Raw genomic sequence first — 14229 nt, 5'->3', positions numbered from 1 at the left:
TCGCCTCCTCTCGGCGTCTCGGGGACCGGCCAGGGCCGGTCCGACGGCTATCAAGTACAGCACGGATCGGGGCTTGCGAGAAGCATCCGTTTCCGTTGGCCACGAACCTATGGGGCTTCCCCGGGGATGCGCAAACTATTTTCCCGACGAGTTTGCATCAGTCGTCGCCGCTGCTCTCCGTACCGTCACCACCTGCGCAAATGGCCAGGACCTGGGCTCCGAAGCGGCGCGTCTTACGGACCCCGACGCCGGGGATGCGGGCCAGCTCGCTCTCCTGCTCGGGCACGGTCTCGGCGATGGCGACAAGGGTCTTGTCGGTGAAGACGCAGTACGCGGGCTGCCCGGTGCGCTTGGCCTGTTCGGCACGCCAGGCGTGCAGCCGCTCGTAGAGGGCCTCGTCCATGTCGGAGGGGCAGTCCTCGCAGCGCATCAGCTTCAGCGCGCCGGCGTCGGTGAGGGTGCGGCCGCAGATCCGGCAGCGGGCAGGGGTGCGCTTCCTCGGCTGGGGGGTGCCTCCGCTGCCCCATTCGATCCCGCCGGGGCGGCCGGGCGCGGCCGGGGCGGCGGCCCGTGACCGCGGCCTGAGGCCGTCCAGGAAGGGGCTGGGTATCCGGGTGGGCCGGCCGCCGGGCGAGCGGGCCAGCGACCAGGAGACGGTGAGATGGCGCCTCGCCCGGGTCACGCCCACGTAGAGCAGGCGGCGCTCCTCCTCGATCTGCTCCTCGGTCTTGGCGTAGGCGATGGGCATCATGCCGTCGAAGACGCCGACGACAAAGACGGCGTCCCACTCCAGCCCCTTGGCGGCGTGCAGGGAGGCGAGGGTGACGCCCTCGACGGTGGGGGCGTGCTGGACGCCGGCCCGCTCGTCGAGCTCCGTCATCAGGTCGGCGAGGGTGGCCGCGGGCCGGGCGCGCGAGAAGTCGTCGGCCAGGCGCACCAGGGCCGCCAGGGACTCCCACTTCTCGCGTACGGCGCCGGATCCCGACGGGGGCTGCGGCGTCCAGCCCTTGGTCCGGAAGACGGCCCTGACCTGCTGTGGCAGACCCTCTGCCGGGTTCAGCGCGGGGTCGTTCCGGCCGAAACGGGCGGCGGCGCGGAGGGCGGCGCCGGCCTCGCGCACCTCGGGACGGTCGAAGAAGCGCTCGGCGCCGCGGAGTTGGTAGGGGACGCCGGCGTCGGCGAGGGCCTGCTCGTAGGCCTCGGACTGGGAGTTGGTGCGGAACAGCACGGCGATCTCGCTGGCCGGGACCCCGGAGGAGATCAGGTCGCGGATGCGGCGTGCGGTGCCCTCGGCCTCGGCGGGCTCGTCCGGGTACTCCGTGTAGCCCGGCTCGGGGCCCGGTTCCCGCTGGGAGACCAGGGCGAGGCGGTGGTCGGCGGCGCGGCCGCGCGCCTGGGCCAGCAGGCCGTTGGCCAGGTGGACGACCTGGGGGGTGGAGCGGTAGTCCCGGACGAGCTTGACGATGGTGGCGCCCGGGTGGCGGGTCCGGAAGTCCAGGAGGTGGTCGGGGGTGGCGCCGGTGAAGGAGTAGATGGTCTGGCTGGCGTCGCCGACGACGCAGAGGCTCTCCCGGTCGCCCAGCCACAGCTCCAGGAGGCGCTGCTGGAGGGGGCTGACGTCCTGGTACTCGTCGACGACGAAGTGCTGGTACTGGTCGCGGACGAGGCGGGCGATGTCGTCCCGGTCCTGGAGGATGCCGACGGTGAGGAGCAGGACGTCCTCGAAGTCGATGACGGACCGCTCGCGCTTGACGTCCTCGTAGGCCGTGTAGAGCTGGGCGATCTCCGCGGGGCTGCGCGGCAGCAGCCGGCGGGCCGCGGCCGCCGCCGCCGGGTAGTCCGCGGGGGCGGTCTGGGTGACCTTGGACCATTCGATCTCGGCGGTGACGTCCCGCAGTTCGGTGCGGTCGAGACGGATGCGGCAGGCCGCGGCCGCCTCGCCGACGAGCTTGCTCTTGCGGTCGACGATCCGGGGCATCTCCCCGCCGACGACTCTCGGCCAGAAGTACTGGAGCTGGCGGAGGGCCGCCGAGTGGAACGTACGCGCCTGCACGCCGGGGACGCCGAGCTGGCGCAGGCGGCCCCGCATCTCGCCCGCGGCGCGGTTGGTGAAGGTGACCGCGAGCACCGTCTTCGGCTGGAGGATGCCGGCGTGCACGCCGTAGGCGATGCGGTGCGTGATGGCACGGGTCTTGCCGGTGCCCGCGCCGGCCAGGACGCACACCGGACCGTGCAGGGCGGTCGCCACCTCGCGCTGCTCGGGGTCGAGCCCTTCGAGCACCGCGTCGGCGCCCTGCGGCGGCGCCGTGACCTGGCCGACGGGGCCGGCATCCGGCGTGAAGAGGGTGGAGTGCGTTGCTGATGTCACCCGGCCATGCTGCCAGGTCGCTGTGGCGCGGGAGCCAGTTGTCCACAGGGAGGCCCCGTTAGTCATATGAATCGCGCTGGGCGCCTGGGGCGTGGCCGACGAGCGGTCCGGCCGACACCGCGCTACAACCTCCCGCCCGCCCCGGTTGTCTAGGCAGGGCCGGAACCTTTCGTGCACACGGAGTTCGTTCCGGCGTTCCCTGCCGTTCGCGCACCGAACCGTGCGCGCCCCCACCGAGGAGAACTGCCGTGCGCCGACGCCGGAACACGTCCCATCGACCGTCGGGCGCCCTGCGGGCCGCCGCAGCGGTGGCCGCCGCAGCGCCCGTGCTCACGCTGGCGCCGGGCGCGCAGGCCGCGCCGGGGGATACGGGCCGGCCCGATCTGGTGGTGTCCGAGCTGCCTACCACGGCCTGGGAGCCGGGGACGGTCCGGCACGACAGCGTGACCGTCACCAACAGGGGCACCGCGCCGGCCGCCGGCATCGTCTTCCGGGTGCGCCTGACCCGCGGCCTGGACTTCCCGTGGGCCGCCGACGGCTGCTCCTACACGACCGACCGCGACCGGGTGCGCCAGGCGCTCTGCCGGCTGGACCTCACCGTGGAGCCGGGCGCCACGGCCACCGTGCCCCTGCCGATCAGGGTGCTGCCGAAGGCCCTGATGGAGTCCGTGGAGTACGGCACCGGCGCCACGGGCGGCGCGCCCGGCGAGGGATTCACGGAGAGCTACCACCAGACGAACCTCACCGCCGACAGCACGGCCGACCTCGCCGCCGTGGGCGGCCGGGCGCAGGGCAGGCCCGGCCATACGGTCACGGTCAGGGCCGCGCTGCGCAACGAGGGGCCCGGCTGGGTGCGGAACAACCAGAGCGACGACCAGCCCGCCCTGATGGTGGAGATCCCGGCGGGTACCACGGCGGTCCGGGTGCCGTCGGAGTGCCTGCCGTTCGGCATCGACGGTCCGAGCGGCCCGTCCGAGCCCGGCAAGCCGCGGTACGTCTGCTCTCCCGACGACCACACCCTGGAGGTCGGATCCACCCACACGTACACGTTCCGGTTGCGGATCGCCAAGGTGGACCGGAGCACGTCGGGCGAGGTGAGGGCCACCTCCGTGTACGACATCCACCCAGACTTCGACCACAACGCGGCCAATGACACGGCGGCCGTCAGCGTCCGGGTCCGCGGTCACCATGCCGCCGCGGAGGTGGGGGCCGGCTCCGGGGCCGGCACCACACCCCGTTCGGCACCCCGCGCCGACGCCTCCCCCGCGGCCGCCCTCAACCACCCGGTAGCCCGCGCGGACACCGGTGCCGACGCCTCCCTTGCGGCGGCCGCCACCGGGAGCGGCGACCTCGCGGGCACCGGCGCGGGCGCCACTCCCGTGGTGGCAGGGGCGGCCGCGGCGGCCGTGGGCCTGGGCGGCGTGCTGGTGGCGGTGGCACGCCGGCGTACGCGGCACACCTCCTGAGCGGCTCCTTGGCAGACTCCTTGCGGGGTTCCGGCACGCACGCCCGGTGAGGTCTCTCCGACAGGTAGGCAAGGGCGGCGCGGAGGGAATGGGCGGGGGCTCTCGAACGTTCGGTCCAGTGCCGGAACGCACCCCGAGCCACGAAGGAGCACACGGACATGCCGGGCACGCTGACGATGTACAGCACCACATGGTGCGGCTACTGCCGCCGCCTCAAGGGCCAGCTGGACCGGGAGGGCATCGGGTACGAGGAGATCAACATCGAGCAGGACCCGGAGTCGGCGGCGTTCGTGGAGAAGGCCAACGGCGGGAACCAGACCGTTCCCACCGTCCTCTTCCCCGACGGCTCCACGCTGACCAACCCCTCACTCGCCCAGGTCAAGCAGAAGCTCGGTGTCTGAGTGCGCCGGTGTGCCCGCACCCCGGTGCGGGCACACCGGCGGTGGCTGACACCCGGCCACGCGGCGGCTGTGCCGGCCACGCGGCGGCTGTCCGGCCCGCGCTACGCGGGCGTGGTCCTCGGCCGTGGCACGGGCTCGCCGTACCAGAGCTCGATGAGACGGGCCGCGATCGAGATCCCGGAGGGCGGCAGCACCGCCCCGGACTCGAACGCGGCCCGCAGCTCGTCCCGGGAGAACCAGCGGGCCTCGGAGATCTCCTCCCCGTCGACGGTGATCTCGGAGGAGACGGCGTGCGCCATGAAGCCCAGCATCAGGCTGGAGGGGAACGGCCAGGGCTGGCTGGCGACGTACTCGACCTCGCCGACCTCGACGCCGGCCTCCTCGCGCACCTCGCGGCGCACGGACTGCTCGATGGACTCGCCCGGCTCCACGAAGCCCGCGAGCGTGGAGAAGCGGCCCTCCGGCCAGTGCACCTGGCGGCCCAGCAGTGCGCGGTCCTTGTCGTCCGTGACCAGCATGATCACGGCAGGGTCGGTGCGCGGGTAGTGCTCGGCGCCGCAGGCCGGGCAGCGGCGGATGTGTCCTGCCGCGGTGATGACGGTCCGCTCGCCGCAGCGTGAGCAGAAGCGGTGCAGCCGCTGCCAGTTCTCCAGGGCGACCGCGTGCACCATCAGGGCCGCGTCCCGGGCGGAGAGCAGCAGGCCGGCCTCGCGCAGGCCTGCGGGCCGTGCGGACTGGTCCATGCGCCCGGGCAGGCTGTCCTTCTGGAGGGCGAAGTAGCTCACGCCGTCGGCGTCGGTGCCCAGGAAGTAGCGGTGCGCCTCGGTGGGCGGGGCCTCGAAGGAGGGCGTCATCACCAGCTCCGTGGTGCCGTCCTCCGTCTCGTCGATGAGCACCTGACCGCCGGAGACCACGAAGACCCTGGTCGTCGGGTGGCTCCACGCCGCCGCCAGCCAGGCCTCGTCCAGGCGGTGGTGTGCGGCGCGGTCGATGCCGCTCGCGGCGGCGAGCGAGAGCGGGCGGTCGCCGACACGATCGTCGGCGCGGTCGGTCCAGGTGGTCACAGTGACTTCCAACTCCCCCAGCGGAAAGAGTGTTTCGGCAGGTCGGTGCGGCGGGGCGGCCAGCAGGACTGGGCGGCGGGACGGCAGGGCCCCCGTGCGGATGACGGGGCCCGTCCAGTGTGCCTCGCTGACCGGGATCGCCGGCCGTCGGCGGGTAGGGGGCCGTGCTGTGGGGAGGGCGACGGCATGAGCGGGGTGCCGCTCGGTGGGCATGCGAACGGCGCGGACGGCGTCGTCCAGGACGTGCTCATGCAAGGAGCCTAACGGCCCCTGGAAGGGTGCCCCCGCCACGGTTCGGTGCCTTTGGGCCCGGCGCGGGGCGCACTGTGACGGGTGTCACCACTCAGCCGCCCGTGTCGGGGGGTCCGCGCCGTGCGCGCCGGGAGCCCGCGCGTGGCCGTCCTCCCCCTGCTGCCGGGCGCCCTCCCCCTGTGCCCCCGTGACCACTGCCTGGCCCGCGGGATGCGGCGCCCCGTCCAGGAGAATCCGTTCCAGCTCCGCGCGGCCCGGAAGGGGCCCGGGGCGGACCGTCCGCCCGGAGCGTATGTGCACGAACACGGCCCGTACGGACTCCAGGGGTATGCCGTGCTGCTCGGCCCACGCGAGCCGGTAGACCGCGAGCTGAAGGGGGTCCGCATAGGGGATGCCGTCGGTGGGACCGGCACCGTCCCGGGCGCGGCCGGTCTTCCAGTCGACGATCTCGTACGAGGCGTCCGGTCCTTCGCCCTCCTTGTAGACGGCGTCGATGCGGCCGCGTACGACACGGCCGGCCAGATCGATCTGGAAGGGCGCCTCCACGCGGTGGGGCGTGCGGTGCGCGTACGGGGTGCGTTCGAAGGCCTCCTTGAGGGCCTCGAGGTCGCGTTCGCCGTCGATCTCGGCATCGGACTCTTCGTCGTCGCCGGGCAGCTCCTCGGGGTCCTCCGGCAGGGGCAGCCGCAGCGCTTCGAAGCGGGCCTCCACCCAGGCGTGGAAGCGGGTGCCCCGGCGGGCTGCCGGCCGTGGCGGGCGGGGCATGGGGCGCGCCAGCTCCCGCGCGAAGCCGTCCGGGTCGGCGGCCAGGCGGACCAGCTCCGTGGCCGTCAGCGACGGCGGCAGGGGGATCTCCGTGACGGCCTCCCGGGCCCGCAGCAGCTCTCCTGTGAGGGCGTCCAGATCGCGGTCCCAGGAGGCGATGATCCGGGCGTCCTCCGGGGTGAGGTCGTCGGGTGCGGCCCCGGCACCGGGGGCGGCTTCGCGGGCGTCCTGCGGAAGGGCGCCCCCGGCGGCGCTGTCCGCCGAGGTGGCGCCGCCCCGGGGAGCGGTGTCCCGGGATGCGGCTCCCCAGGGGGCGACGTCTCCCGAGGCACGGTCCACGGGGGCCGTGTCCCCGGATGCGGCGCCCCGGGAAGCGGCATCCGGCTCCGCGGCATCCGGCTCCGCGGCATCCGGCTCCGCGGCATCCGGCTCCGCGGCATCCGGCTCCGCGGCATCCGGCTCCGCGGCATCCGGCTCCGCGGCATCCCGCACTGCGGCGTCCGGCTCTGCGGCGCCCGTCTCCGTGCCGTCCACCTCCGTGGCGCCCACTCCCGTGGCGCCCGGCTCCGTGCCGTCCGCCGACGGGCCGTCCGGCTGGTCCGCCAGATGGGCCAGGACCCGTGCCGCGGCGGCACGGCGCCGCTCCAGGGCGGTGGCGTCGAGCGGCAGGGGCCAGGCCTGGCCGGCCGCGGCCTCGTGGAGCAGCGCCGGATTCTCCGCGCCCTCGGCCGGCTCGTCGGCCCAGGCCTCGATCTCGCCGTGTCCTGCGGCGCAGTGCTCGTACAGCGCCCGCAGGAACTCCGACGGGCCGCGGGGCCTCTTCTGGGTGGGGCCCCACCAGTGCCCGGAGCCGAGCAGCAGCCTCCGGGGGCGGGTGAACGTGACGTAGCCGAGGCGCAGCTCCTCGGTGTGCTGGTGGTCCTTCATGGCCTCCTGGAAGGCCTTCAGGCCCTTGGCATCGAAGGCCTCGACGTCGGGGAGAGTCGCGGCGTCGCCGCGCAGGGCGTGCGGGAGGACCTTGCCCTGGGCGGTCCACTTCTCTCGCCCCTGGCTGCTGGGGAAGGTGCCGGTGACCAGTCCGGGGACGGCGACGACGTCCCATTCGAGGCCTTTGGACTTGTGGGCGGTGAGCACCTTGACGGTGTTCCCGCCCCCGGGCAGGGCGGCGTCCAGGCCCTTCTCGTACTGGGCAGCGGTGCGCAGGAAGCCGAGGAACGCGAGCAGGGTGGCCTCGCCGTCGTGGGCGGCGAAGGACGCGGCGACGTCCAGGAAGTTCGACAGGGTCTCGCGGCGGCGGGCCGCCAGGGCGTGCGGCGAGGCGGACAGCTCCACCTCCAGGCCGGTGACCGTCAGCACCCGGTGCAGTACGTCCATGAGCGGGTCGGACAGCGATCGCCGCAGGTCGCGCAGTTCCGCGGCCAGGCGGGCGAACCGCACGCGCGCCTCCGGCGAGAACGGCAGGCCGTCGTCCCTCGGCTCCGCCCCGAACGGGGTCTCCAGGAAGGTGTCCAGCGCGTCCGCGAGGGAGGTCACCTCGGCGGGGTCGACGCCCTCGACTGCCTCGGCGAGCCGCCGGTCGGGGTCGTCGGGTCCTGCGGGGTCGTCGCGGCGCACCAGCAGGCGCGCGCGGCGGCCCAGCAGGGCCAGGTCGCGCGGGCCGATGCGCCATCGGGGGCCGGTGAGCAGCCGCACCAGGGAGGCGTTCGCGCCCGGGTCCTGGAGGACCTCGCAGACGGCGACGAGGTCGGCGACCTCGGGGAGGTGCAGCAGCCCGGAGAGACCCACGACCTCCACGGGCACGTCACGGGCGACCAGTGCCTTCTGGATCTCGGGGAAGTCGGTCGCGGTGCGGCACAGGACGGCGATCTCGCCGGGGGGCGTGCCGGTGCCCACCAGGTGGGCGAGGGAGTCGGCGAGCCATTCGATCTCCTCGGCGTGGGTGCTCAGGAGGGCGCACCGGACCGTCCCGTCCCGCTCGGCCCCGGGGGCCGGCCGCAGGGCCTGTACGCCCGTGTGGAGCGCGCGCAGGGGCGTGGCGAGGGTGTTGGCCAGGTCGAGCAGCCGACCGCCGCTGCGGCGGTTCTCGCTGAGCGCATGGCGCCGCGCGGGCCGGCCGTCGGGGTGGGCGAAGTGCTCCGGGAAGTCGTCGAGGTTGGCGACGGAGGCGCCCCGCCAGCCGTAGATGGCCTGGCAGGGGTCGCCGACGGCGGTCACGGGGTGCCCCGTGCCGTTGCCGAAGAGCGCGGCGAGCAGGACGCGCTGCGCGACGGAGGTGTCCTGGTACTCGTCCAGGAGGACGACGCGGAACTCGTCCCTGAGGAGCGCGCCCACCTCGGGACGGGTGCGGGCGAGCGTGGCCGACAGGGCGATCTGGTCGCCGAAGTCGACCAGGTCCCGGTCCCGCTTGGCGGCCCGGTACCGGCCCACCAGCTCGGTGAGCTCGCGGCGCGCGGCGGCCGCCTCGGGGACCTTGCGCAGGTCGGCGTTGGTCAGCTGGACGCCGTCCAGGGTGCGCAGCAGTTCGCCGTCGTGGGCGCGCAGCCGGGCGGGCTCCACGAGGTGCTCGGCGAGCTCCGCGTCCAGGGCCAGCAGGTCGCTGACGAGATCCGGGAAGGAGCGGGTGAGGGCCGGGTACGGTCCGGGGGCCTCGCGCAGGACGCGGGCGGCGAGCTGGAAGCGGGTGGCGTCGGCCAGCAGCCGGGTGGTCGGCTCCAGGCCGATGCGCAGGCCGTGGTCGGTGAGGAGCCGTCCCGCGAAGGCGTGGTACGTCGAGATGACGGGCTCGCCCGGGGGCTGCTCGTGCGCCGCCGGGTCGGGGTCGGTGACACCCGCCTTGACGAGGGCGGTGCGCACCCGCTCGGCCAGCTCGCCCGCCGCCTTGTTGGTGAACGTCAGCCCGAGGACCTGTTCGGCCGTCACCTGGCCGGTGCCGACCAGCCAGACGACCCGGGCCGCCATCACCGTCGTCTTGCCCGATCCGGCGCCGGCCACGATCACCTGCGGGGCGGGCGGCGCGGTGATGCAGGCCGTCTGCTCCGGGGTGAAGGGGATGCCGAGCAGCTCCTTGAGCTGCTCGGGGTCCGTGATGCGGGCATTCACGTCGAACGAGGCTAACGGGACCCTCCGACAGCGCGGGGCGCGCGGTCTTCCTTCCCGCGCATCCCCGGTGGTCGAGCGCCCGCCCGCGCACGCTCCGCGCGATGGTGAAAACCCGTCCGCCGCCCGGGGAACGGACCCGCCGGCCCCGGCAGCGGCCCGACGGCGCAACCCGCGCACCCGTCTGCAACACCCCGCCACCCACGCGGACCTTCACCAGGCGCCCGTCGTCAACGCGGCCCTTCACCAAGGCGCCCGTCGTCAACGCGGCCCTTCACCAACACGGCCCGTCACCCGCCCCCGTACCGGACGCCACCGTCCGCTGCTCCAGGACGCCGCCGTCCGCTGCTCCAGGACGCCGCCGTCCGCTACTCCACGACCTGGTGGCCCTCCGGGCGCGCGCTGCACGCGGCGTGGAACGCGCAGTGGGTGCAGTGCTGGCCGGTGCTGGGGGTGAAGCGTTCGTCGAGGACCTTGCCCGCCGCGGTGGCGAGCAGTTCGCCGATCCACTCGCCGGACAGCGGTTCCTGCTTCTGCACCTTGGGGAAGGCGTCACCGCCGTTACTGCGGGCGGCGCCCTGGCGGAGCTGGACGAGCTCGGCACCGCCCGGTTCGGCAGGCGCCCCGCCGAAGACGTCGTCGACGGCGCCCTCGCGCACGGCGAGCTGGTAGACGGCCAGTTGCGGGTGCCGGGCGACGTCGGCGGCGCTCGGGGCCTGCTTGCCGGTCTTGAAGTCGACGACGTAGGCGCGCCCCCGGGCGTCCCGCTCGACCCGGTCCATGGCGCCGCGGATGCGCACCTCGAAGGGGCCCGCCCCCAGGGTGACGTCGAAGTCGTGCTCGCCCGCCACGGGGGTGCGGCCCGCGCGGTCGGTGACGTGCCACCTCAGGAAGCGTTCGAGCGCCACGCGCGCGTGCTCCTTCTCCTGGGCGGACTTCCAGGGCGCGTCGAAGGCGAGCGCGTTCCAGACCGAGTCGAGGCGCTCCATGAGGACGCCAAGGTCGGCGGGGGTGCGTCCGGAGGCGACCTCGTCGGCCAGCACGTGCACGACGTTGCCGAAGCCCTGGGCGGCGGTGGCGGGCCGGTCGGCCTTGACCTCGCGGGCCAGGAACCACTGCAGAGCGCATGTGTTGGCCAGCTGGTCCAGCGCGCTCCCGGAGAGCACGACGGGACGGTCGCGGTCCCGCAGGGGCACCTTGTTGTCGGTCGGCTCGGCCATGCCCCACCAGCGGTACGGGTGCGCCGACGGCACCAGGGGGCGGCCCTCGCCGTCGTCGAGCGCCGCGAGCCGGGCGAGGCGCTCCGCGGCGGCCTCCCTGAGGGCGGCCGAGGCGCGCGGGTCGACGGTCGTGGCCCGCAGCTCGGCGACGAGTGCGGACACGGAGAGCGGGCGGCGCGGGCGGCCGGTGACGTCCTTGGGGGTGACCCCCAGCTCGGCCAGGAAGCGGGACGGCTGATCGCCGTCGTCGGCGGGGGCCTTGACGGCGGTGACGACGAGACGATCGCACGCGCGCGTGGTGGCCACGTAGAAAAGGCGCCGCTCCTCGGCGAGCAGCGCGCCGGGCGTCAGCGGCTCGGCGAGTCCGTCGCGTCCGATGCGGTCGGCCTCCAGCAGGGAGCCGCGGCGGCGCAGGTCGGGCCAGAGGCCCTCCTGGACACCGGCCACCACGACCAGCCGCCATTGCAGGCCCTTGGCGCGGTGCGCGGTCATCAGGCGCACGGCGTCGGGGCGGACGGCGCGGCGGGTGAGGGTGTCCGCGGCGATGTCCTGGGCCTCCACCTCCATGAGGAAGTTGAGCGCGCCCCGGCCGCCGGTGCGCTCCTCCGCGCGGGCCGCCGTCGCGAACAGCGCGCAGACCGCGTCGAGGTCCCGGTCGGCGTTACGCCCGGCCGGCCCGCCGCGGCGGGCCGCGCGCTCCAGGCGCTGCGGCCACGGGGTGCCGTCCCACAGCTCCCAGAGGGCCTCCTCCGCGGTACCGCCGCCCGCCAGCAGCTCACGCGCCTTGCGCAGCAGGGCGCCGAGCCGCTGCGCGCCGCGCGCGTAGGCCGGATCGTGGGCGACGAGGCGTTCCGGCTCGGCCAGGGCGCGTGTCAGGAGCTCGTCGGAGGGCGGTGGCAGGGGGTTACCCGCCGCGCGCTCCTCGTCGCGCAGCGCCCGGCCCAGGCGCCTCAGATCGGTGGCGTCCATGCCCGCGAGGGGGGAGGCGAGCAGGGTGAGCGCGGTCTCGGTGCCGAGCCAGCCGCCCGCCGGCGTTCCGCCGCCGTCCGCGGCCGGCGATCCGGAAGCGTCGACTCCTTGGGCGGCTTGGGCGGCGGGCGTCCCGGAAGCATCGCCTTCCTGAGCGGCACGCGTTCCGGAGGTGTCGCTTGCATCCGCGACGGGCACCCCGGACGTTCCATCCGCGACGGGCACTCCAGAGGTTTCATCCGCGACGGGCACTCCGGAGGCGTCGTCCTCTCCGGCGGGGGACGCCCCGAGGGCGTCGGACGCCCCGAGGGCGTCGCCTTCGGCACCGGCGGACGGTCCGGCGCCGGCCTGGGGCCCCCTCCGCTCGGCGTCCCGCACCGCCGCCGTGGCCACCGCCTTCAGCGCCGTCAGCAGCGGGGCGACCGCGGGCTCGTGCCGCAGAGGGAGGTCGTCGCCGTCGATGTCCAGAGGCACGCCGGCCGCGGTGAGGGCCCGGCGCACGCCCGGGATGCTGCGCCCCCCGGCACGCACCAGGACCGCCATCTCGCCCCACGGCAGGCCGTCCTCGAGATGCGCACGGCGCAGCAGGTCCGCGATGTTGTCCAGCTCGGCGCCCGGCGTCGGGTACGTGTGGACCTCGACCCGGCCGCCGTCCCGCACGGCGGCCGGCTCCCGGTGGGCGCGCACCTGCTGGGCGGGCAGCCGGGTCAGGGGCATGCGCCGGGCGACCTCGCGGGTGGCCGCGAGCAGCCCCGCCGCCATCCGGCGGGAGGTGCCCAGCACCTGCACCGGCGCGGGGCGGCCGTCCGCGCGCGGGAAGGCGTCCGGGAACTCCAGGATGCCGTTCACGTCGGCACCCCGGAACGCGTAGACGGACTGGTCGGGGTCCCCGAACGCGACCAGGGTGCGCCCGCCGCCCGCGAGCGCCCGCAGCAGGCGCACCTGGGCCGGGTCGGTGTCCTGGTACTCGTCCACGAACACGGCGTCGTACCGGGCCGCGAGCCGGCCCGCGGTCTCGGGGGCCGAGGCGAGCAGCACCGCGCGGTGCACCAGCTCGGCGTAGTCGAGCACGCCCTGCATGTCGAGCACGTCGAGGTACTCGGCGAGGAAAGCCGCCGCGGCACGCCAGTCGGGTCTGCCGATGCGGGCCGCGAAGGCGCCCAGGGCGTCCGGGCCGAGGCCCAGCTCGCGGCTGCGGGCGAGGACCGCGCGGACCTCGTCGGCGAAGCCCCGGGTGGTGAGGCAGGCGCGCAGCTCGTCGGGCCAGCGCACGCGCCCGAGGCCTGCGCCCTCCAAGTCGATCTGCCCGGCGAGGAGCTCGCGGACGGCGACGTCCTGCTCGGGCCCTGACAGCAGGCGCGTCGGCTCGGCGAACAGATCGGCGTCCTGGTGGGCGCGGACCAGGGCATGGCAGAACGAGTGGAAGGTGGTCGCCCTGGGCGCGCGGGCCGCGCCGACGCGCAGCGCCATCCGGTCGCGCAGGTCCACCGCCGCCCTGCGGCTGAACGTGAGCACCAGGACGCGCTCCGCCGGGTCACCCCGGTCGATACGGGCGGCGACGGCCTCCACCAGGGTGGTGGTCTTGCCGGTGCCGGGTCCCGCCAGCACGAGCAGCGGCCCACCCGGGTGGTCAACCACAGCACGCTGGCGTGCGTCCAGACGAGGGGGGTGGGCCGGCGCCGGCGGGGTACGCACGAGCCGGTAGGCAGCGGCAGACCCCTGTCGTACCCCCGGGTGCGACAGGTGCCGGGACGATGAAGGGGAGCTCACGTGAATCGCCGGTTCTGGTGGGTGTGCTGGTGGTCGCGCGGCCTTGAGCGCCGGGCGGGAGCCGCGGGGTGAACGGGACGGGCGCCGACGGGAGGGGTATGGCCGACGCTACGCTCCCGGCCCGGCCCGGGACGCCGCTTCCCCCGTACGGGCCACCGGTGGCTGTGCCGGGTGCCCGATGGCGGAAGCCTTCAGGTGTGAGCCCCTGTGCCTCCCCCGCCGTCCCAGCGCGCACGGCGCATGTCGATGCGCGGCATGTGGCCTTCGGACGCATGGCCGGTCCGGCGCAGCGGGGTCCCCTCCGCGCGGTAGTGGCCGAGCGCCGCAAGCTGGTGGCCGGGCAGCAGCACGCCGTCCGCGCGCACCACCCGCCACCAGGGCACCGCGCCGCCGTAGAGCGCCATCGCCCGGCCCACCTGGCGGGGGCCGCCCTCCTCCAGCCACTCCGCGACGTCCCCGTAGGTCATCACCCGGCCCGGCGGGATCAGCTCCGCGACCTGAAGCACCCGCTCCGCGTACTCGGGCAGCTCAGCCGGGTCCATCGTGCGTGCGTACCGCCCGTGGCTCTCCTCGCTCATCCGTCCCATCCTGCCCCACGCCACCGACAGCGAGACCGGACGGTGACCCGGCCTGCCGCGTGCCTGCGGGCAGGTCATGAGGCACACTGTGGGACCCCGCACGGGCCCCTGGTGCGTTCCGCTGTCAGAGGGGCATGCCACCATCATGCGGGCGGTGACAGGTGATACGAGATCAAGAAGACACTTCGGAACAGCAGGGTGTGCGCCCCGGTGAGCCGGCGGGCACCTCTGCCGCCCCGGCGCGCCCGGACGCCGGCACCGCCCCCCGCCCGCAGCAGGA

Annotated in this window: 6 protein-coding genes and 1 pseudogene; 2 read left to right on the top strand and 5 right to left on the bottom strand. The window is 75.0% G+C overall.

All coding sequences use genetic code 11. From position 1 onward, the window contains the following. Positions 1 to 157: 157 nt before the first annotated feature. Positions 158 to 2406: pseudogene (locus ACSMXW_RS25150) on the bottom strand (ATP-dependent DNA helicase UvrD2). A gap of 210 nt (positions 2407 to 2616) precedes the next feature. Here ACSMXW_RS25150 and ACSMXW_RS25145 point away from each other — a divergent pair. After that, on the top strand, positions 2617 to 3834 hold the full coding sequence (locus tag ACSMXW_RS25145; protein ID WP_485799578.1) for a COG1361 family protein: 1218 nt from the start codon (positions 2617 to 2619) through the stop codon (positions 3832 to 3834). A 158-nt stretch (positions 3835 to 3992) separates the two neighbouring features. After that, positions 3993 to 4235, top strand: coding sequence for a mycoredoxin (locus ACSMXW_RS25140; protein WP_485799576.1), 243 nt, complete (start codon positions 3993 to 3995; stop codon positions 4233 to 4235). A gap of 101 nt (positions 4236 to 4336) precedes the next feature. Here ACSMXW_RS25140 and nudC read toward each other — a convergent pair whose 3' ends face one another. From nudC to ACSMXW_RS25120, 4 genes are all read right to left on the bottom strand, one after another. After that, positions 4337 to 5299: an NAD(+) diphosphatase gene (nudC, locus tag ACSMXW_RS25135; RefSeq protein WP_485799574.1), complete on the bottom strand. Its 963-nt coding sequence runs from the start codon at positions 5297 to 5299 to the stop codon at positions 4337 to 4339. A gap of 336 nt (positions 5300 to 5635) precedes the next feature. Then, the gene (locus ACSMXW_RS25130) at positions 5636 to 9415 is read right to left on the bottom strand and encodes an ATP-dependent DNA helicase (RefSeq protein WP_485799572.1); all 3780 of its coding nucleotides are present in this window, start codon (positions 9413 to 9415) and stop codon (positions 5636 to 5638) included. 365 nt (positions 9416 to 9780) lie between these two features. After that, positions 9781 to 13371, bottom strand: coding sequence for an ATP-dependent helicase (locus tag ACSMXW_RS25125; protein ID WP_485799570.1), 3591 nt, complete (start codon positions 13369 to 13371; stop codon positions 9781 to 9783). Between the two features lie 191 nt (positions 13372 to 13562). Continuing rightward, a complete protein-coding gene (locus ACSMXW_RS25120) occupies positions 13563 to 13949 on the bottom strand; it encodes an MGMT family protein (protein WP_485799568.1) in 387 nt (128 codons plus the stop codon). Positions 13950 to 14229: the final 280 nt, after the last annotated feature.

The organism is Streptomyces sp. DSM 116793 (genome assembly GCF_057320905.1).
This window is presented reverse-complemented; position numbering and strand designations above follow the sequence as displayed.

Coding starts and splice junctions, on each gene's coding strand:
- ACSMXW_RS25140 (WP_485799576.1), top strand. CDS start 3,993: ATGCCGGGCACGCTGACGATGTACAGCACCACATGGTGCGGCTACTGC.
- ACSMXW_RS25120 (WP_485799568.1), bottom strand. CDS start 13,949: ATGAGCGAGGAGAGCCACGGGCGGTACGCACGCACGATGGACCCGGCT.